This window comes from Streptomyces sp. NPDC042346 (assembly GCF_055581845.1).
Genome location: NZ_JBVJEH010000004.1, coordinates 90,984 through 110,554, shown reverse-complemented (window position 1 = coordinate 110,554; position 19,571 = coordinate 90,984). Strand labels below are relative to the sequence as shown.

The 19,571-nt window shown below is 74.9% G+C and carries 18 protein-coding genes; 11 read left to right on the top strand and 7 right to left on the bottom strand.

Going from position 1 to position 19,571, the window contains the following annotated elements:
• Positions 1–65: 65 nt before the first annotated feature.
• The 5 genes from ACZ6K0_RS18260 to ACZ6K0_RS18240 all read left to right on the top strand — a co-directional run bounded on the left by ACZ6K0_RS18260 (position 66) and on the right by ACZ6K0_RS18240 (position 5,404).
• On the top strand, positions 66–1,436 hold the full coding sequence (locus tag ACZ6K0_RS18260; protein WP_469230738.1) for a condensation domain-containing protein: 1,371 nt from the start codon (positions 66–68) through the stop codon (positions 1,434–1,436).
• Positions 1,436–2,515, top strand: coding sequence for a polysaccharide deacetylase family protein (locus tag ACZ6K0_RS18255; protein WP_469230736.1), 1,080 nt, complete (start codon positions 1,436–1,438; stop codon positions 2,513–2,515). The genes ACZ6K0_RS18260 and ACZ6K0_RS18255 overlap by 1 nt, the downstream gene beginning before the upstream one ends.
• Before the next feature lie 35 nt (positions 2,516–2,550).
• Positions 2,551–3,834, top strand: coding sequence for an MFS transporter (locus ACZ6K0_RS18250; RefSeq protein ID WP_469230734.1), 1,284 nt, complete (start codon positions 2,551–2,553; stop codon positions 3,832–3,834).
• A 96-nt stretch (positions 3,835–3,930) separates the two neighbouring features.
• A complete protein-coding gene (locus ACZ6K0_RS18245; RefSeq protein WP_469230732.1) occupies positions 3,931–4,608 on the top strand; it encodes a 4'-phosphopantetheinyl transferase family protein in 678 nt (225 codons plus the stop codon).
• Positions 4,609–4,768: 160 nt separating this feature from the next.
• Positions 4,769–5,404 (top strand): pyridoxamine 5'-phosphate oxidase family protein, encoded by a 636-nt coding sequence (locus tag ACZ6K0_RS18240; protein ID WP_469231476.1) that lies wholly within the window; start codon positions 4,769–4,771, stop codon positions 5,402–5,404.
• A gap of 29 nt (positions 5,405–5,433) precedes the next feature.
• Here the strand turns inward: ACZ6K0_RS18240 and ACZ6K0_RS18235 are convergent, their stop codons facing one another.
• The gene (locus ACZ6K0_RS18235) at positions 5,434–6,402 is read right to left on the bottom strand and encodes a sigma factor-like helix-turn-helix DNA-binding protein (RefSeq protein WP_469230730.1); all 969 of its coding nucleotides are present in this window, start codon (positions 6,400–6,402) and stop codon (positions 5,434–5,436) included.
• 101 nt (positions 6,403–6,503) lie between these two features.
• On the bottom strand, positions 6,504–6,896 hold the full coding sequence (locus tag ACZ6K0_RS18230) for a DUF6479 family protein (protein WP_469230728.1): 393 nt from the start codon (positions 6,894–6,896) through the stop codon (positions 6,504–6,506).
• 166 nt (positions 6,897–7,062) lie between these two features.
• Here ACZ6K0_RS18230 and ACZ6K0_RS18225 point away from each other — a divergent pair, with 166 nt between their 5' ends.
• On the top strand, positions 7,063–7,572 hold the full coding sequence (locus ACZ6K0_RS18225) for a SigE family RNA polymerase sigma factor (RefSeq protein WP_376406918.1): 510 nt from the start codon (positions 7,063–7,065) through the stop codon (positions 7,570–7,572).
• Between the two features lie 94 nt (positions 7,573–7,666).
• The gene (locus ACZ6K0_RS18220) at positions 7,667–8,953 is read left to right on the top strand and encodes a hypothetical protein (RefSeq protein WP_469230725.1); all 1,287 of its coding nucleotides are present in this window, start codon (positions 7,667–7,669) and stop codon (positions 8,951–8,953) included.
• Positions 8,954–9,026: 73 nt separating this feature from the next.
• Here ACZ6K0_RS18220 and ACZ6K0_RS18215 read toward each other — a convergent pair whose 3' ends face one another.
• On the bottom strand, positions 9,027–10,718 hold the full coding sequence (locus ACZ6K0_RS18215; protein ID WP_469230724.1) for a bifunctional 3'-5' exonuclease/DNA polymerase: 1,692 nt from the start codon (positions 10,716–10,718) through the stop codon (positions 9,027–9,029).
• A gap of 149 nt (positions 10,719–10,867) precedes the next feature.
• On the bottom strand, positions 10,868–12,112 hold the full coding sequence (locus tag ACZ6K0_RS18210; RefSeq protein ID WP_469230722.1) for a helix-turn-helix transcriptional regulator: 1,245 nt from the start codon (positions 12,110–12,112) through the stop codon (positions 10,868–10,870).
• Between the two features lie 164 nt (positions 12,113–12,276).
• Here ACZ6K0_RS18210 and ACZ6K0_RS18205 point away from each other — a divergent pair, with 164 nt between their 5' ends.
• A complete protein-coding gene (locus ACZ6K0_RS18205) occupies positions 12,277–13,206 on the top strand; it encodes an NADP-dependent oxidoreductase (RefSeq protein ID WP_469231475.1) in 930 nt (309 codons plus the stop codon).
• Between the two features lie 92 nt (positions 13,207–13,298).
• Positions 13,299–13,871, top strand: a complete 573-nt coding sequence (locus tag ACZ6K0_RS18200) for a GNAT family N-acetyltransferase (RefSeq protein WP_376407214.1) — start codon at positions 13,299–13,301, stop codon at positions 13,869–13,871.
• A 76-nt stretch (positions 13,872–13,947) separates the two neighbouring features.
• Here ACZ6K0_RS18200 and ACZ6K0_RS18195 read toward each other — a convergent pair whose 3' ends face one another.
• The 3 genes from ACZ6K0_RS18195 to ACZ6K0_RS18185 all read right to left on the bottom strand — a co-directional run bounded on the left by ACZ6K0_RS18195 (position 13,948) and on the right by ACZ6K0_RS18185 (position 17,805).
• Entirely contained in the window at positions 13,948–16,065 is a 2,118-nt protein-coding gene (locus ACZ6K0_RS18195) for an ABC transporter permease (protein ID WP_469230720.1), read from the bottom strand.
• Positions 16,059–16,856 (bottom strand): ABC transporter ATP-binding protein, encoded by a 798-nt coding sequence (locus tag ACZ6K0_RS18190; protein WP_376406908.1) that lies wholly within the window; start codon positions 16,854–16,856, stop codon positions 16,059–16,061. Before ACZ6K0_RS18190 ends, ACZ6K0_RS18195 begins: the two co-directional genes overlap by 7 nt.
• Before the next feature lie 70 nt (positions 16,857–16,926).
• Positions 16,927–17,805: an NAD(P)H-binding protein gene (locus tag ACZ6K0_RS18185; RefSeq protein WP_376406906.1), complete on the bottom strand. Its 879-nt coding sequence runs from the start codon at positions 17,803–17,805 to the stop codon at positions 16,927–16,929.
• Positions 17,806–17,887: 82 nt separating this feature from the next.
• Between ACZ6K0_RS18185 and ACZ6K0_RS18180 the strand changes: the two genes are divergently transcribed.
• Both ACZ6K0_RS18180 and ACZ6K0_RS18175 read left to right on the top strand, forming a co-directional pair.
• Positions 17,888–18,325, top strand: a complete 438-nt coding sequence (locus ACZ6K0_RS18180) for a winged helix-turn-helix transcriptional regulator (protein WP_469230717.1) — start codon at positions 17,888–17,890, stop codon at positions 18,323–18,325.
• Positions 18,304–19,458: a DUF2786 domain-containing protein gene (locus ACZ6K0_RS18175; RefSeq protein WP_469230715.1), complete on the top strand. Its 1,155-nt coding sequence runs from the start codon at positions 18,304–18,306 to the stop codon at positions 19,456–19,458. The genes ACZ6K0_RS18180 and ACZ6K0_RS18175 overlap by 22 nt, the downstream gene beginning before the upstream one ends.
• Positions 19,459–19,571 lie beyond the last annotated feature (113 nt).

The following is a 19,571-nucleotide window of genomic DNA, read 5'->3' as shown; positions in this document are numbered from 1 at the left end:
CGGCCGGGCCCGGCCCGGCCTCGACAGACATCGGACAAGGCAACCGAAGGGAAGGTCGGAACACGATGACCACGGCTGAGACCCGGACCATCAGACTGGACTCCGCGAGGGCCGGGACCGGCCCTGCGACCTGGGGGCAGCGGGCGATCTGGGGTGTCGTCACCCGGCTCGGCGACGACGCCCCCCGGTACAACGTGCCGGTCGACCTCCCCGTCAGCCCGCCCCGCCCCGCGTCCCGCGTCCTCGCGGACGTGACCGAGCTGCTCCGGCTCCACGACAGCCTGCACACCAGGTTCCTGGCGAACGGCGAGGACGGCCTGGAGCAGGTCGTGGACGGCAGCGGCGAGCTTCCGGTGGAGATCCGTACGTGCGCGGCGGCGCGCGCCGCCGAGGTCGGCGCCGACCTGCGCAAGGAGCTCGCCGGACGCTCCTTCGACCACACCCGGGAGTGGCCCCTGCGGGTCGGCCTGGTGGAGTCCGACGGCCTCGTCCACCGGCTCGTGCTGGTCGGCGCGCACACCGGCATGGACTACTGGGGTCTCGGCATCCTCCTCCGCGACCTGGAGGCGGTCGTCTCGGGGGAGACCGCCGCGTCGCTGCGCCAGGCACGCCCCTCCCTCCAGCCCCTGGACGCCGCCGAGGTGCAGGCCTCGCCGCTCGGCCGCCGCCGGGACGAGGCGGCCCGCCGCTACTGGATCGAGCAGCTGACCGCGGGCCCCCGGCAGCTCTTCCAGGAGCCCGCGGCGCCGGAGATCGCGGACGATCCGACGCGGATGTTCCCCAACGCGCTGCTGCGCTCGCCCGCGCTGGCGATCGCCGTCGGACGGGTGGCGGCCGAGCTGGAGGTGAGCGACGCCGCGGTGCTGCTCGGCGCGGCCTCCCACCAGCTGGCCAGGATGTCCGGGAGCAGCGACGTGCTGTTCCAGGTCGTCGTGGGCAACCGCTTCCAGCCGGCCGCCGCCGCGGCGGTCAGCACGGTCGCGCAGGAGGCCCTGTTCCGGCTCACGGACGCCGACCGGGACTTCGAGGACGCGGTGCGGCGGACGCGGTCCGTCGCGTTCAGCGCGTTCCGCCACGCCTCGTACGACAAGTGGGCGCTGGACCGTGAGGTCGCGCTGCTCGTCGAGAAGGGCGAGGCGGCCGACCACTCGTACTGGTGGAACGACACCCGCGACCCGGGCGTCGGGCCCTTCGACTCCGTCGAGAAGCCGCGGGCCGCGCTGAGCGAGCTGATCGGCCGGACCGAGCTGAGCTGGCCGACGGAGTTCCTGCCCCGCAAGAACGTCTCGGTGGCCGTGGACGTGCTGACCGCCCCGGGCGCCCTGGACCTCGCCATGACCGCCGACCCGGCGGTGCTCAGCCGTGAGGGGATGGAGCAGTTCCTCCGCGGGGTCGAGCGGCTGATCGTCGCCGAGGCGATCGCGCTGGGGGACTGATGGGCGCGTTGACACCCGAGCGGTACGCGGGAATCGCCTGGACGGGCGAGGGGTACGAGGTCGAGGTCCTGGACGGCGCGGGACGCCGGCTGGTGGAGCCGAGCGGCTGGAGCGGCGCCCAGGCCGCCGAACTCATCGCCTGGCTCCGGGACTTCGACGGCGGGCGGGCACCCGCCGTCGTCCTGGACAGCACCAACGGCCTCCTCGACGGCCCGATGACGGCGGCCGGCCTCGATGTGTACCGTGCGGATCCCTGGCTGCTGCCGCCGCGGCCCGGGTTCGGCTCCGTCACGGCCCGGGAGCTGGCGGAACGGGCCCGGAGCGCGCCAGGCGAGCTGGCCCGGGTGACCGCCGAGGGCGGCACCCTGACCGGCCGCGCCGAGGAGTACTTCGACGGCGTGCGGCGCGGCGAGCCGATCGTGGCGGCGCTGACGGCGGCCGGACGCTGCTTCGAGCACGGCAGCCGGGACACCCCGCGGGTCGCGCTCACCTTCGACGACGGCCCCGATCCGGTGCACACCCGCCAGGTCCTCGACATCCTGGACCGCTACGGGGCCCGGGCGACGTTCTTCTGCGTCGGCCACCACGTCGCGGCGCTGCCCGACCTGGTGCGCCGGATCGCCGCCGCGGGCCACGAGGTGGGCAACCACTCCTGGTCGCACCCCTACCTGCCCGACCTCACGCCCGAGCAGCTGCGCGAGCAGCTCGACCGGACGGCGGAGATCGTGGCGAAGGTGACCGGGGAGGAGGCGCCGACCCGGTTCCGGCCGCCGTACGGCGCGCTGAGCCCCGAGGTGCTGGCCGCCCTCGAGGGGTATCCGACCACGCTGACGATGTGGGACGTGGACACCCGCGACTGGGCGAGGCCGGGTCCGGAGCGGATCGCGGCGACCGTCCTGGATTCGGCGGGGCCGGGCTCGGTGGTGCTGATGCACGAGGGCGCCGGCGATCGCGCCCAGACCGTGCAGGCCCTTCCGGCGATCGTCGAGGGCCTGCTCGAACGCGGCCTGGAGCTGGTCACGGTGGGGGAACTGGCCGCGCCTCCCGGACCCGACGGCCCGCGCCCGCCCGCCCGATGAAGACCACGATCAACGACCGAAGGGTTTGAACAGTCATGGAAGAACGCCTCGCGGATCACACCGCGGACCGCACCGCGGCGGGCGCGCCCCCGCCGACGAAGGACGGGCCCTCCTCGGGTGAGCCGGCGATCTGGTCCCGTAACTTCCGGTACTACTTCACCGCCCGCAGCGCGGGCCTGCTCAGCTGGGCGATGCTGCCGGTCGCGGTCTCGGCCGGTCTGCTCAGCGGCGGGTACGGGCTGGACACGGCGGGCTACTCGATGGCCTTCCTGGTCGCCCCGTTCGCCGGCCTGGTGCTGTTCGGCGGGGTCCTCGCCGACCGGTTCACCGCCCGCCGGATGATGATCATCGCGGACCTGGCCAACCTCACCGCCCACGTCCTGCTGGCCCTCCTGTTCATCCACGGCATCGACCATCTCTGGCAGCTGTACGCGCTGTTGGTGGTGGCCGGTACGGCCAACGCGCTGTTCCAGCCGGGCGCCTCCTCGACCGTTCCGCTGGTCTCCCGGGACGTGCAGGGCGCCAACGGCGTCCTGCGCACCTCCGAGGCGATCACCGGCCTCGGCGGCCCGGCGCTCGCCGGTGTCCTCGTCGGGTTCGGGTCCACCGGCTGGGTGATGGTGATATCCGCCGTCGCCTACGGGACCAGCGCGATCTGCCTGTTCGTGCTCCGGCTCGGCGTGGTCCCCGCCCCGCCGGCCGGCCAGAGCCTGTGGCGCAACCTGGCCGTCGGCTGGCAGGAGTTCAGCTCCCGCAGCTGGCTCTGGGGCGTGATCCTCATCTGGATGTTCTACGCGGTGCTCTCCTGGGGGCCGCAGCTGTCGCTGGCCGCCGGTGTGATCGTGCCCGAGCACGGCGCGAGCGCCTTCGGTCTGGTCAACGCCGCACTGGGCGCCGGCACCGTGGCCGGCGGTCTCCTCGCGATCCGCTACAAGCCCCAACGGCCGCTCGCCGCAGGGGCCGTGGCGATGATGGCGTACCCGCTGTACCCGCTCGGCATCGTGCTGGGCTGGCCGGTCTGGCTGCTCTGCGTCGCCCAGGTCCTGGTCGGCGTCGGGATCGGCGTCTGGGGCGTCATGTGGGCCACCAGCGTGCAGACCCAGGTGCCGGGCGAGGTGCTCAACCGCGTCCACGCCTACGAGGTCGCGGGCTCCGTCGGCATGTACCCGATCGGCAGCGCGCTGGCCGGACCCGCCGTCGGTGCGTTCGGCACCGACGCGGTGCTCATCGTGGGGGTCGTGGTCGGCTTCCTCACCACGGCCGCCCTCCTGGCCACCCGACCGATCCGCACCCTCCAGCGTGTCCCGGACCGCGCCTGACCACCACCTGACCGGACCGGGGCCGACGGGGGGCCCTGGCCGGCGAGGTGCCGGCGCGGAGGGCCCCGGCCGGCGAGGTGCCGGAGAGGGGGCCCGGTGAGCGCGGCGGCGCTGTGGAGAGCGCGGCCGCACACGCCCGCCGAGGGCGTGCACTACCTGGTCGCCCGGAGCGAGGACGTCCTCGGCGCGCTGCCCGTCGCCGCGCCGGACCGCGCGGCCGCCGCGGAGCTGCCACCGTGGCGGGCCCTGGAGCACACCGCTTCCCGCACCCTGCTGCGGGCCCTGCTGCGGGAGCTCGGCGAGGACCTCCGGGGCGGCCCGGTCGCCGCCCGCCCGGGCGGCCGGCCGTTCCTGCCGGACCGGCCCGATCTGGGGGTGAGCCTCTCGCACTCCGCCGGCTGGGTCGCCGCGGCCGTCGGACGGAACCGGGACGTCGGCGTCGACGTACAGTCCCCGTCCCCCGTCGGCGACCGGCTGCTGCGGTTCTGCTGCTCGCCCGAGGACGCGGACGCGCTGTCCGCCCTGCCCGAGGCAGGCCGCAGACGCGAGTTCGCGTGGATCTTCACGGTCAAGGAGGCCTGTGTGAAGGCCGTCGGCGCGGGCTTCGCCGGCCGTCCCTGGAGCGTGCCGGTGGCACGCGGACAGCAGACGGGCGTCTGGGACGGCGTCCGCTGGTCCGCGCCACGCGCCGGCCGGCCGCTGCCGGTCGGCTGTGCCTGGACCGGGCCGCGGGTGTTCCGACAGGTGGGCGGCGGTGGCGGTGGCGGGCCGTGAGCCCGTAGAACACCACCAGCGACCGGCGACCGGCAACCGGTACGGGGAACGAGAGGGCAGCATGAGCGCCACGACAGAAGCCAGCGGCGAACCGACGGGTGGCGGGGAGCCGACGGACGGCGGGGACCTGCCCTTCACCGATCGGACCCGGCTGCGGCGCATGCGGGAGAAGGGCAGCCACCGGCGGGCCGACCTGGACGCGGTCCTCGCGGCGGGCTTCCTCTGCCACCTCGGGGTGCCCGTCGACGGGACGACGATGGTCGTCCCCACCGCGTACGGCGTGGACGGCGACCGGCTGTACCTCCACGGCTCGGTCGCCAGCCGCAGCCTGGTCCAGGCCCCCGACACCACCGTCTGCGTCACGGTCACCCATGTCGACGGTCTCGTCCTCGCCCGTTCCGTCTTCGAGCACGGCGTCAACTACCGCTGCGCGATGGTCTACGGCGTACCGCGGATCGTGACCGACCCGGAGGAGAAGCTGCGCGGGCTGCGGGCCCTCACCGAGCAGAGCTCGCCGGGGCAGTGGGAGTACGTGCGGCAGCCCAGCCGCAAGGAGCTCGCCGCGACCGCCGTCCTCGCGCTCGACCTCACCGAGGCCTCGGTGAAGACCCGCAGCGGCCCGCCGGACGACGGCGACTCCGAGGACGCGGCGCTCGGGCTGTGGGCGGGTGTCCTGCCCGTCGTGACCACCTTCGGCGAGCCGGTCACCGACCCCGTCCTGCCCGAGGACCTCGCCCCGCCCGCGCACGTCGCCTCGCGCGCGGGACGCGTGCTGGGGGAGATCCCCGGGGAGTGACCGGGGGAGTACTCGGAGAAGGGATGGGCTCAGGCCCGGGTCGAGTTCTCCGCGAGGAGCCGCACGGTCAGACGGCTGAGGTGGCCCTCGTCCGCCAGGACGTCGACCGAGGTGATCCTGCCGTCGAGCACGGTGAAGGCGAAGACCGTGCGGGGCCGCCCGTCGCGTGACAGGACCAGGCCCGCCGACCCGTCCACCAGGGCCTGGCGGGCCTCCCGGGTCCGCCCGGCGAGGGCCAGGGCCACGGCCACCGCCCCGTGCGCGGGCCGCACCCCGGTCCGTACGGCGGTGGGGTCGGCCCGCAGCGCCACGTCAGGGTCGAGGAGCGCGAGCAGCACCTGGGAGTCCCCGGTCCGCGAGGCCGCCAGGAAGGCGGCGACGACCTTCCGCTGGCGTGCCGGGTCGGGTTCCGGCATCTCCTCGGTGCCCTCCATCCGGTGCCGGGCCCGGCCGGCCAGGTGGCGGGCGGCGGCGGTGCTGCGTTCCAGAACGGGGGCGATCTCCTCGTACGGGACGTCGAACAGGTCGTGGAGGACGAAGGCGAGCCGCTCGGGCGGGGTGAGGGCGTCCAGGGTCGTCAGGAGGGCGCGGCCCGCCGGTCCGCTCCGGTCGGTGTCCCAGGGGTCCCACGGGTCCCAGGGGGCGGTCCGGTGGGTCTCGCGCGAGCGGAGTCGGTCCAGGCAGTTCCGGGCCAGGGCGTCGAGCGGCCGTTCGTCGGCGGTGTCGCGGGTGGCCGTCTCGGCCGTCTCGGCCGTCTCCCGGGCCTCCTCCGCCACCGACTGATCCGCCGGCTGATCCACCGGCTGATCCGCCGACTGATCCGCCGACTGATCCGCCGGCTGATCCGCCGGCTGCTCTCCGGCCTGCTCCATCGCCTGTTCCACCGCCTCCTCGGCCTCGTCGAACGAGCCGAGCAGCCGGTACGCCATGGCCTTCAGGCGCGGCTCGTGCACGTGCTCGTGGCCGTCGTGGGCGGCGGGGACGTCGTCGTCATCCACAGGTCGTGACCTCCGTGTGGCGAGGCTGTGGCGAGGCAGGGAACGGCCGTCGTCGGGGCGTCCTCCGGGACGCCCCGGCGCGACCGGGGGTTCGCCCGGCGTCAGTCGCCGTGGCCGGTGCCTCCGCTGCCGAAGCCGCCGCTGGAGATTCCGCCCCACTTGCGCTTCTCCTCGCTCGGCGGATCCGGAGAGGTCTCGGTGCCCGACGTGCCGGGGCCCTTGAGCTCGTACGGCATGAGGCGGTGCTCGCCGTCGTTCTGCGGCATCTCCGCAGGCCTCCGGTACTCGGACATCTCGCCCGGCAGCTGGTCGGTCTCCGGCCGGTGCGGCTGATCCTCCGGTTTGGGTGTCGCGGACTCGCGGTCGCGGACCCGGAAGCCGAGCCAGACGGCCGCGACGAGGACGGCGACGATGACGAGCCCGCCGAGAACCTGTCCCAGGCCTGACTGCCAGACCCCAGCGGCCAGGCTCTCTGCTGCGCTGAGAGTGTTCATACTTCAGGATTACCCGATTCCGCTTCTTTGGACCCGTCGGGCGAGGCCCACGTCGAAGATTTCCTCGACGATGTCGTCGAACTTTCCCTGAAACATTTCCCCACCCCCGTCGCGTCAATGAGGTGTACGGCGACCACACCACGTGACCGCGAGGGAAAGGAGGGGCATGAGAAAGTCCCGCGCGGACGAGTTCCTGGAGTTCGCCTCCGCACGCACGGGGCACCTGTTCCGTTCCGCATGCCTGCTGACCAGCGGCGACACCCATCTCGCCGAGGACCTCACGCAGGAGACGCTCGGCCGGATGTACGCCCAGTGGGGCCGCATGGCACGGATCGGCAACCCCGCCGCGTACGCCCAGACCGTCCTCGTCCGTACGTTCCTCAGCCACCAGCGGCGCCGCTCCGCGACCGAGCGCCCCCTCGGCGAGCTGCCCGACCGCGCACCCGAGAACGGCGAGGACCCGGCACTCCGGATCGCGCTGCTCGACGCACTGGCCGGACTGGCGCCCAAGGACCGGGCGGTCGTCGTGCTGCGGTACTGGGAGGACCGCAGCATCGAGGAGACCGCCGACTCCCTGCACGTCAGCTCCGCGGCCGTCCGCACCCGCTCCGTACGGGCGCTCGCCAAGCTGCGGGAACGGCTCGGCGGCAACATCGCCGAGTTCGCCACCCGCTGACCCGCTGACCCGCTGACCCGCTGACCCGCTCACGAACCGACCCACTCGCACCCCACAGACTTCTCACCCACGAACCGGAAACGGTGGTTTCGGCATGTCCCAGAACGAAGGATCCCCGCACGAGGGCTTCGAGGAAGAGCTCGGCGCGGTCCTGCGCAGCACGGGCGAAGGCTTCTCCGTGGACGGCCGGCGCGAGCTGGTCGAGGGCGGACTCACCCGCGGCCGGCGCCGCCTGGTGCGCCGCCGCCTCGCGGTGACCGGCGGCGCCCTCGCGCTCGCCGCCGTCGGCATCGGCGGCGTGTACGGCGGGTCGGTGCTCAGCCCCACCGGCAAGGCGACGAACGCCGGCGTGGCGGCCCCCAAGCCCCAGCCGAAGAACGAGTCCGGCAAGGCCGCGCCCGGGCTGCCGGGTCAGGCGCAGATCCCGGTCAAGGACATCGCGGCCGTCATCCAGGCCAACACCCCTGCCGGGCAGTGGCGGTTCGAGAACCTGGACGGCAAGGGCCAGTCGGCCCTCGGCGTCTACGACGACGGCGACGGCGAGGCGGCCGTCTCGGTCGGCCTCTACCGCGCGGGCGCCGGCGAGGCGGGCTCGGGGCAGGTCGAGTGCCCGAGCAGGGCCCACGTCCCCTTCGACAGGTGCGCCAGCGAGCGGCTGCCGGGCGGTGACCGGCTGATGGTCATCCAGGGGTACGTGTACCCCGACAAGCGCGAGGAGACCAAGAACTGGCGGGCGGTCCTGCTCACCAAGGACGGCTTCCTCGTCGACGCGAGCGAGTACAACGCCGCCGGGGAGAAGGGCGCCGCGATCACCCGCGACACCCCGCCCTTCACCGCCACCCAGCTGAAGGCCCTCGTCACGTCCGGCGACTGGCGCGCGCTGCTGAAGAAGCTGCCCGCGAACCCGAAGACGGAGGTCTCCCCGGGGGCGCACCAGGCGCCCGGTGAGGCGAGCGGCCCGGCCATCCGGTCCACCCTGCGTTCGCTCCTGCCCAAGGGCCTCCAGGTGAAGGACAAGGGCGGGGACTACGGCTACGGCTTCCTGGTCGTCGACGACGGCGAGGGCAAGAGCTTCGTCGAGATCAACGTCCAGCCCGACATGGCGGACGCGGCCGGCGACATCTTCCGCGGCGGCGACATCACCGTCCTGCCCGACGGTCGCCGGGTCAAGGTCACCCAGCAGCCCGCGGAGAAGGGCGGCTCCGGTGCCGCCTCGTGGAGCGTCGACACCATGACGCCCGAGGGCTTCCGGGTCGTCGTCTCCGCCCTGAACACCGGTGGGTACCACCAGGACGCCACGCGCGCCGAGCCCGCGCTGACCGTGGCGCAGCTGAAGGCGATCGCGCTGAGCCCCAAGTGGCAGAAGCTGCCCACGAAGTAGGACCTGAACGAACGGGGGAGCGAGGGGTGGTGGGCATCGGCCCGCCACCCCTCGTCCCCGTCTCCCCGTACGCCTACTTGGCGTCCGCGTACCGCTCGACCGTCGCCGTCGTGAACGGGAACCGCACCGGCGTCTCCCCGAACGCGATCCGCCCCGCCTCGTCCCCGGCCGCGCTGATCGCGGCCGTGACCGCCTCCGCCTCCTCCGCAGGGCAGTGCACGATCACCTCGTCGTGCTGGAAGAAGACCAGCTCCGCCCGCATCCCCGCGAGGGAGCGCCGCAGCGCCGCCAGCATCAGGAGCGCCCAGTCGGCGGCGCTTCCCTGCACGACGAAGTTCCGGGTGAACCGGCCGCGCGCCCGGGCGTTCCCCGAGGCGTACCCGGGAACGAACTCGCCCTCGTCCGCCGCCGGTTCGCCGCCCTCCTGGGGCAGCCCGGCCTCGTCGTCGTCGCCCGCGCCGACCGCCTTCGGGCTGGTCCTGCCGAGCCAGGTCCGGACGAGCCGGCCCTCCTCGCCCGCCTTCGCCGCGTCGTCGACGTAGGCCACCGCGCGGGGGAAGCGGCGCCGCAGCGCCGCCAGGTTCTTCAGGCCGTCGCCGCTGGTCTGCCCGTAGATCGCGCCCAGGAGCGCGATCTTGGCGTGGTCGCGGTCGCCGGAGAAGGCCCGGTCGGAGAGGCGGGTGTACAGGTCGTCGGGGTGCCCCGCGACCTCCATCAGACCCGGGTCCCGGGAGATCGCGGCGAGGACGCGCGGCTCCATCTGGTCGGCGTCGGCGACGACGAGCCGCCAGCCCTCGTCGGCGACCACCGCCCGCCGGATCACCTTCGGGATCTGGAGCGCCCCGCCGCCGTTGGTCGTCCAGCGTCCGCTGACCGTGCCGCCCGGCAGGTACTCGGGGCGGAAGCGGCCGTCGCGCACCCAGTCGGCCAGCCACGACCAGCCGTGCGCCGTCCAGATCCGGTACAGCTTCTTGTACGCGATGAGCGGCTCCACCGCCGGGTGGTCGACCTCCTCCAGCTCCCAGCGGCGCGTGGACTTCAGCCGGATCCCGGCCTGCTGGAAGGCCTTCACGACGTCGGCGGGGAGATCCGGCCGGACCCGGCGCCCGAAGGCCGCCGACACCTCGTCCGCGAGCTCGGCGAGCCGGCGCGGCTCGCCCCCGCCCGCGTACCGCTCGCCGAGCAGCTCGTGCAGCAGGTCCCGGTGCACGTCCGCCCGCCACGGCAGCCCGGCCCGGTGCATCTCGGCGGCGACCAGCATTCCCGCCGACTCGGCGGCGGTGAGCAGCCGCATCCTGCCCGGGTGCTCGGCCCGGTCGTGGCGGCGGAGCTGCTCCGCGTAGACCGCGAGGAGCCCGTCGAAGGGCACGGAGACGACGGGCCGGGGCTCGAAGAGCGAGTCCTGCGAACCGGGCTCGGCGCTGCGCTGCGGCGGATCGGGCGGTACGGGAGCGTCCCGCAGGCGCGCCCAGGCCGCCGCCGCCGAACGGGGCTCCCCGAGCCGACCCTCGTGCCCGAGGAGGAGCTGCTCGGCGTCCTCCACGTCGTAGCACCGCTCGACCCGGACCCCGGCGGCGAGCAGCCGCGGATACACCTCGGCCGTCGACCGCCACACCCAGCGGGCCACGTCGGGGCGGGCGCGCACGGCCGCCGCCAGGTCCGGCTCACGCCGCACGTCCCCGGCGGGCAGCCCGTCCTGGCCGAGGGGCACGAGCAGCGCTCCGTCCCCCTCCGCCTCGGCGGCCAGCGCCCACCTCTCGCTCATGGATGCGAGTCTGGCACCCGCCACTGACAGTGCCGGGTCGCGACATCACCCGACCGCCGGACGGGCCTGCGGACGGGGCTGCGGACGGCCTGCGGCGGCCCGCAGGAGAGACCCGCCGGAGAGACCGCCGGACAGGCCCACGGACACGCCTACGCCGCCGCGTGGAAGAGCGCGGCGGCCTCGCCGCGCGAGTCGACGCCCAGCTTGTTCAGGATGTTCGCCACGTGGAACTTCACCGTCGACTCGCTGATGTGCAGCTCCTCCGCGATCCGCCGGTTCCGGTGCCCGAGCGCCAGGTGCCGCAGCACCTCCACCTCCCGCTCGCCGAGCCCGGTCAGCGGGTGCGCCGCCTCGACCGGCGCCTCCGGGGTCGCCAGCGGGAGCGCCGCCGTGATCGTCGTGCCCCAGCCCGGCACCGCGTCCATGTCGAGCCGCCCGCCGAGCACGTCGAGGCGGTCCCGGATGCTGCCCGTCCCCAGGTCGCACGGGGCCAGGGCGCCCGCCCCGTCGTCCCGCACCGAGGCCCTCAGCTCGTGCTCGGTCAGCTGCCAGCCGACGTGGACGCGGCGCACCGAGTCCTGCTCCAGGACGATCAGGAGCAGGGCCCGGACGATCGCCCGCGCACTGTGCGCCACGTCCGCCGCGAGGGAGCGGTCCGTGTCGGGCGCGCCCAGGTCGAGCCGGACCGCGCTGTGCCGCAGCATCGGCCGCAGCTCCCCGGCGAGCCGCTCGAAGGCGTCCCGCGCGGGCTCCTCCGCGAGCTCCCGGTCCCGCCGCTGCTCGGCCCGCATGTCGATGAGCGCCGTGGCGGCCAGGTCGGTCGCGGTCGCCCGGGCCGTCGTGTCGTCGAGGGCCCGGCTGCGCAGCACCCCGAGGACGCCGGAGAGCGCCGCCGCGTGCGCGGTCGACAGCTCGGCGATGACCCGGGCCCGGGTGTCGGCCGCCGCGCGCGAACGGGCCAGGGCACCCGGCATCGCCTCCGTGGCGAACCGGTCGAAGTGGCTGGTCACCAGGTTCCACAGGGCCTGCGCCACGGTCAGCTCGGCCGCACCGGCCGGGTCGGCGCCGTCCTCCCGTACGAGCACGAGGACCGCCCCGCGCCGGGTCGCGTCGCTCTTCACGGCGACGACCTCGCGCGCCCGGCCGCCGATCGTCGCGACGCCCTGCCAGGGGTTGCCGGGGACGCCCGCCAGGAGCAGCGGCGTCAGTTCGGCGGCGGTCAGCAGCTCCGTACCGCCGAGGGCCTTGAAGGGGGAGTGGGCGCAGTGGGTGGAGAGTTCGGCGGCGTCCACGTGCGGGATCAGCGGGGCGAGGGCGGCCGAGACCTTGGGGAGGATCTCGCCGAGCGGCTGCCGGAGGATCTCGTACGCGGAGGTCAGGGTGAGCGCGTCCATGCGGTGCAGCGTAATCGCGGAGGGGCGGGGGCCGGCCGGTCTTTCGGACAGGTGGGACTGGCCGTTGGGAGGGCGGGGCCGGGAGGGAGCGGGGCGCAGGCTGGAGCACGACGAAGAGCGAGAGACCCGAACGGGCAGCGGTGGAGGCTGAGATGGCGGCGCAGATGGAAGCGATCGTGTACGAGGAGTTCGGCGGCCCCGAGGTGCTGCGCCACGAGACGGGTGTCGCCCTGCCGGAGCCCGGCCCCGGCGAGGTCCGGGTCAAGGTGGCGGCGGTGGGCGTCAACCCGGTGGACTGGAAGCGCCGTTACGGCTGGGTCGAGGAGTTCTACCCGACGACCTTCCCCGCCGTCCCGGGCCTGGAGTTCGCCGGTACCGTCGACGCGCTCGGCGAGGGCGTCACCGACCTGGCCGTCGGCGATCAGGTCCTCGGCTGGACGAAGACCGGCGCGTACGCCGAGTACGCCATCGCCGGCACCGTCGCGCCCAAGCCCGTCGGGCTCTCCTGGGAGGCCGCCGCGAGCCTGCCGGTGGCCGGGGAGACGGCCCAGCGGGTCCTGGACCTGATCGGGGTGCGGGCGGGCGAGACCCTCTTCCTGCACGGGGCGGCGGGCGTCGTCGGCTCGGTGGCCGTCCAGCTGGCCGTCGCGGCCGGGATCACGGTCGTCGGCAGCGCCTCGGAGTCCAACCACGCGTACCTGCGGGAGCTCGGCGCGGTTCCGGTGGCGTACGGGGAAGGCCTGGCCGAGCGGGTGCGGGCGGCCGCGCCGGGCGGCGTCGACGCGGTCTTCGACGCGGCGGGGCACGGCGTGCTGCCGGTCGCGATCGAGCTCCTGGGCGGGGAGGGGACGGCCGACAAGCGGCGGATCGCGACGATCGCGGCGACGGACGCGGCGGAGTACGGGATCACCTTCTCCGGCGTCTCGGCCGCCCCGGACGTCGTCCGCGCCGCGCTCACGGCCCAGGCCCGGCAGGCCGTCGAGGGCACCCTCGCGGTCCGGCTCGCCGACACGCTCCCCCTGAAGGAGGCGGCCCGCGCCCAGGAGCTGAGCGAATCGGGCCACGTGCGGGGCAAGTTGATCCTGGTCCCGTAGGACCGGGAAGTCGGTGGAGGTCGTCGGCGGAGGGTGAGAGGATCCTCCGCTGCGAGGCCCGGACCGACCGGCCGTGGAAGGCGACGACGATGATGTACGCGATACCCCTGGGGGACGACGGCGCGGAGCTGCGGCCGCTCGAACCGTGGCAGGCCGAGGAGTTCCTGGCGCACATGGACCGGGGGCGGGAGTTCATCGGCGCCCGCAACGGCCTCCCCGACGTCGTGACCGACCTGGAGTCGAGCCGGGCGTTCCTCCGCCTGTACGCGGAGAAGGTGGCGGCCGACACCGGCCGGATCTGCGGCATCTGGTCGGCGGACGGCACGCTCGTCGGCGCCGTCATCCTCCGGACGTTCGACGTCGCGAGCGGCCGGGCCGAGGCGGGCTGCTGGCTGGAGCCGGCGGGGGTCGGCAAGGGCCTGGTGACCCGGGCCGCCCGGGCGCTCGTCGACTGGGCGATCGAGGTGCGGGGGATCCGCCGCGTGGAGTGGGTGGTCTCCTCCGGCAACGAGCCCAGCATCGCGGTGGCCCGGCGCCTCGGCATGAAGCGGGACGGCGTCCTGCGCGAGAGCTACGCCTACCGGGGCGAGATCCACGACGAGGAGGTCTGGTCGGTCCTCGCGCCGGAGTGGCGGGCCGCGAAGAAGGCCGAGGCCTCTTCGTAGGGCTCCACGCGCGTGCGTGGAGGGGCGGCGACCCGGCTCCGACCCTTGTCGCCGCCCCGTGTCCCACCATCGCCGCTCAGCGCGTGAGCCGCCACGCGGGGAGGGCCGACGCGGCGACCGCGACCGCCGCGCAGACCGCCGCCGCGGCGCCGGCCGTGGCCCACGGGAGGACCAGGCCCACCGGCGCCGAGAGCGAGGCCAGGCCCGCCCCCAGGGTGCCGAGGACGGCCGCCGTCACGGCGAGGCCGAGGAGCGTCCCGATCGCGGTGGCGAGGAGCGCCTCGCCCGTGACCACCCGCAGGATCTGGGCCCGGGTGGCGCCGGCCAGCCGGAGGGACGCCAGTTCCCCGCCGCGTACGGAGGTCGCCATGAGGAGCGTGTTGGCGAGGCCGATCACCGTGTAGACGAGGGCGATGCCGAGGACCAGGATCATGCCGAGCCGGGTCTGCGGACTGCTCGCCGGGTGGCCGGCCGAGGCCCACGCGTCGGCGGTCCTGACGGTCCCGCCGCTCGCCTCCAGGGCCCGCGCCGTGGCCGCGCCGCCGCCGCGCGCCTCGATCCGGTCGAGGGCGGCGCCGGGTGCGTTCGCCCGGGTGACGTACGGCCCGTTGTCGCCGGTCCCGAGCGCGAGGACGGCCACGACCCGGAGCCGTACGGGACCGCTCCCGTCCGCGCGCCAGACCTCGACGGTCTCGCCGATCCGGCGCCGCTCGAACTCCTCGTTGACGACGATCGACCGGTCGTCGAGGTCCCGCAGGTCCCCCGCGACGACGGGCAGCCGCGCGAGCTCCGCGAACGCCGCCGGGTCGGCGACCGCCCGCGCCCCGTACTTCACGACGGCCTCGGCCCCGTCCCGTACGAAGAGCGAGGTCGACGCCGTGGAGGAGACGACCGCCCCGTCCGGCGCAACACCCGCCACCGGCCTCAACTCCGGTCCGCTCACCACGTACTGAGCGGCCGTCTGCTCCCGCGCCTCGACGCCCCGCGTCCGCGTGACGCTCGCCGCCGAGCCGAAGAGCGTCCCGGCGAGCGCCACGGTCACGAGGACCGGCGCGGCCACGGCGGCCGTCCGGCGCACGGAGGCGGCGCTGTTCTCCCGTACGAGCGTCCCCACGGCCCCGCGCAGCCGCAGCAGCCGTGCCACGGGCCGGACCAGGAGCGGGGACAGCAGGGCGACGCCGCCGGTCAGGAGCATCGGGAGGGTCGTGTACGTCTTCCGCTTCAGCAGCTCCGACGGTTCGGTGACGCACGTCCAGACGAGCAGCCCGAGCCCCGCGAGAAGCAGCCCGGTGCCGAGCAGGGCCCGGCCGAGCGGCAGGACGTCGGTGTCGACGTCCGCCTCGCGCAGCGCGGCCGTCGGGCCGACCTTCCCGGCCCTGCGGGACGCGGCGACCGCCCCGGCGAGCGCGACGGTCAGGCCCGTCCAGAAGGCGAGGTGGAAGGGCCAGACGGCGTCGCCGACCGCGAACCACTCGGGGGCGAGGCCGCCGTCGACCAGCGCCCGGGCCAGCAGTGGCGCACCGGCGGCGCCGAGCGCGCAGCCGGCGGCGGAGGCGACCACGCCGAGCACCGTCGCCTCGGCGAGGAGCATCCGGCGGACCTGCCCGGGGGTGGCTCCGGCGGTGCGGAGCAGGCCGAACTCGCGGCGCCGCAGGGCGACGGCGAAGGCGAAGGTGGAGGCGACGACGAAGACGGAGACGAAGGCGGTGACGCCGCCGGTGGTGCCGAGGAGGGCGTTGAGGCCGACGAGGGCCTGGGCGTCCCGCTCGGGATCGGGGTCGGCGTTCCGCCGTTCGTCGCCGGTGAGGACCTGGGCGCGGTCGCCGACCAGGGCCCGGACCTCGGCGGCGGGGGCGTCGACGCCGACGGCGTCGGGGCCGCCCGACGTGCTGACGGTCCAGCGGGCGCGGAGTTCGCGTACGAGTTCTTTGTCCACAGGCTGTGGACGGTCGAGTCGCTGCGCCACGGAAACGGTGTCGGGCCCGCGCCGCACGTCGAGCGTCAGCCGGTCCTGGCCCTGGACGACGACGGGCGACGAGGCGAACCGCTGGGGGGAACGCTCGGGCGCGTGAAACGTCGCGGAGAGCCCGAGGCCCATGGTGACGAGCAGCCCGACGCCGAGGGCGAGGGCGAGGAACCCGCCGAGGAAGGAGGACCAGCGGGTGCGGAGGCCGGACAGGACGACGGTCAGCATGCGAGGCTCCCCACGGGGGCGCCCGACGTTTCGAGACCCGCCATCCGGGCCGCGACCGACTCCACCGTCGGCGCCGCCAGTTCGCCCGCCAGACGGCCGTCGACCAGGAACACCACCCGGTCCGCGCGGGCCGCCGCCACCGGATCGTGGGTGACCATGACGATCGTCTGACCGTCCTCGTCGACCAGCCGGCGCAGCATGGCCAGGACCTCGCGGCTCGTCGTCGAGTCCAGCGCGCCCGTCGGCTCGTCGCCGAAGAGGACGGCGGGCCGGGTGATCAACGCCCGGGCGATCGCGACCCGTTGCTGCTGCCCGCCGGACAACTCCCCGGGCCGGTGCCGCTCCCGGCCGGCGAGCCCGACGCGCGCGAGGGCCTCCCGCACCTCCGTACGGGAGGGGCGGCGGCCGGCGAGGCGGAGCGGCAGGGCGACGTTCTGCGCGGCCGTCAGGCTGGGCAGCAGGTTGAACGACTGGAAGACGAAGCCGATCCGGTCCCGCCGCAGCAGGGTCAGACGCCGCTCGCTCAGCCCCTCCAGGGCGGTCCCGCCGACCTCCACGCTCCCGGACGTGGGCCGGTCGAGCCCGGCGGCGCACTGGAGCAGCGTGGACTTGCCGGAGCCCGAGGGGCCCATGACGGCGGTGAAGGTGCCGGAGGCGAAGTCGAGGTCGACGCCGTCGAGGGCGCGGACGTCACGGTGGTGGCGGGCGAGCCCCCGGAGCCGTACGGCGGCGGTGTCCGTGGCGGTGGTCGTGGCCGTGGCCGTGGTCGTCGTGGTCGTCGTCGTGGTCATGGCTCAAGCGAACCGTTTCCGCCCCCGCCGATCACGACCACTGCCGGGCGTCCCGGGGGTAGGGCCAGGCCTACCCCTCGCGTACGGCCTTCACGAACACGTCGAGCGCGTCGAGGGGTTCGCGCCCGCCGAGCAGCGCGCGCAGGTCGCTCTCGACGCCCGTTCCGTCCAGGAAGCCGTGCGCGATCGCCGAGTACGTGCTCGCCACCATCGGCACCTGGAAGGGCGCGGCCCCGGAGGCGGCGACGGCGGTGCGGGCGTCCGCGAGCGTGCCCGGGGCGTACGTGGCGCCCAGGGCCTCCGCGAGCTCGGCGCCGCCGAGGGGGCGCTCGCCGACGAGCTCGTAGACGCGGTTGCGGTGGGCGGCGGGGTCCGTGGCGACGGCGACCGCGACATCGGCGAGGTCCTCGCGGGCGACGGCGGCGAGCCGGCCCTCGCCGAGGGGCCCGGTGATGCGGTTCTCGGCGTCGGGGGCGGCGATCCCGGCGAGGAGCTCCGCGTAGAGGCCGTTGCGGAGGATGGTCCAGTCGAGGGTGGCGGACCGCTGGAGCCGCCGCTCGGTCCAGCGGTGGGCGAGGGCGTACGCGAGGTGGTCGCCGTCGCCGGAGAGGCTCGTGTAGACGACGTGCCGGACGCCCGCGTGCTCGGCGGCGGAGATCGCGGCGCCGTGGCGGGCGGCGACCGTGTCGTCCTCCCCGTACCCGGCGGAGACGAGGAGCAGGGTGTCGACCCCGGCGAAGGCCTCCGGCAGGGTCTCGGGCGCGTCGAAGTCGACGCGGCGGGTGGAGGGCAGGCCGGTGGGGCCGGAGGGCAGTCCGGCACGGGTGCCGGGCACTCCGGCGCGGGCGGCGTCGGCCGTGCGCGTGCCGAGGACGACGTCGTCGCGGCCGGCGAGACGGGCGGCGACGAGAGAGCCGAGGGCGCCGGAGACGCCGGTGACGAGCAGCATGTGTTCCCCCTGGGGTGGTGACGGCTGAGACCGCTGAGACCATCGTGGGGGGACGGCGGAGATCGCGGAAGGAGGCACTTTGATGTCCGAAGGGCACACGGAGGTAACCACGAAGGCGACCGCGGAGGCGGCCGTGGAGGTAACGGCCGAGCCGGTTGCCGGACCGGTGGTGACCTGCGCCGACGAGTGCGGGGTACGGGACGTCCAGGACCGGCTCGGCGACAAGTGGACCGTGCACGTGGTCGTCGAACTCGCCCCGGGCCCACAGCGCTTCCGGGATCTCCAGCGGCTGGTCGCGGGCATCTCGCAGCGGATGCTGACCCTGACGCTGCGCCGCCTCGAACGGGACGGACTCGTCTCGCGGACGGTCTACCCGACGACCCCGCCGCAGGTGGAGTACGCGCTGACCGAGACCGGCCACAGCATGACCCACCTGATCAAACAGCTGGTCGACTGGTCGCTCGACCACCGTGCGGTGATCGCCCGGTCGCGCGAGGAATGGGACACGAGGACGGCGTGAGTACCACCACCATCGACAAGGCCTTCGAGGCGCTGTACGCGAGCGACGACGCCTCGCTCGACACGGCGGCGTCGCTGCTCGCCGCCGACCGGGGCGCGGACGCGGAACTGGCACGGCGCGGCGAGGAGTTCGTACGGACGCTGTGGGGGAGGGGCTGGCAGCCGGCGGACCTGCTCCGCACGGCCCGCCGCGACCTCGCGGACGAACACGTCCGCGTCCTCGCCGCCCTGATCAGGACGGAGACGGCGGGCTACGAGCGCCTGCCCCACCGCTGGCAGGCGCAGCTCGACGAACTCGACGCACCGGACTCCGGGCCCGTCCGGCCGACGGGCCGCCCGGACCGCTTCTCGTACGCGACGACCGTCCTGGAGCTGTACCGGATCCTGGTCCGGCTGCCGAGGCTCGACGCGGTCGGCCCGGTCCCGGGCGAGACGCTGCCACCGGCCGCCGCGGGGGAGCCCCGCATGCTCACCCGGATCCGCGCGCTGCTCGCGAAGGCGGAGGCGACCGGATACCCGGAGGAGGCGGAGGCGCTCACCGCGAAGGCCCAGGAGCTGATGGCGCGGCACAGCCTGGACGAGGCGACGCTCGCGGCGGGCGCGCCGTCGCCGGAGACCCCGGGCGCGATCCGGATCGGGGTGGAGCCGCCGTACGAACAGGCGAAGGCGATCCTGCTGGACGCGGTGGCGACGGCGAACCACTGCCGGGCGGTGTGGAACGAGGCGTACGGCTTCTCGACGGTGGTCGGCTTCGAGGCGGACCTCGATCCGGTGGAGCTGCTGTACACGTCGCTGCTCGTGCAGGGGACGGCGGCGATGACGCGGGCGGAGGCGGAGCAGCGGGCGGGCGGCCGCAAGCGTACGAAGTCGTTCCGCCAGTCCTTCCTCCTGGCCTACGCCAACCGCCTCGGCGCCCGCCTCGCGACGACGTCCCGCCGGGTCGCCGCCGAGGCCCCGACACTCCTCCCGGCCCTCGCGTCCCGCGACCTCGCGGTCACGAACCGCACGGACGAACTCTTCCCGGAGACCCGGTCGACGAGGGTCCGCGCGGCCTGGGACGAGGAGGGCTGGAACCACGGCGCCACGGCGGCGGACAGGGCGGGCCTCCACCCGAACCGCCGCCCCTTGCCGTAGGACCGGGCCCGCACCCCGCTCAAGGGCGCGCACCCCGCACCGAGGCCCGCCCCTGCTCCTCCCGGTCCTCGGCCGGTCGGACGTGGGAGCGGTAGCACTGCTCACACCCCGCC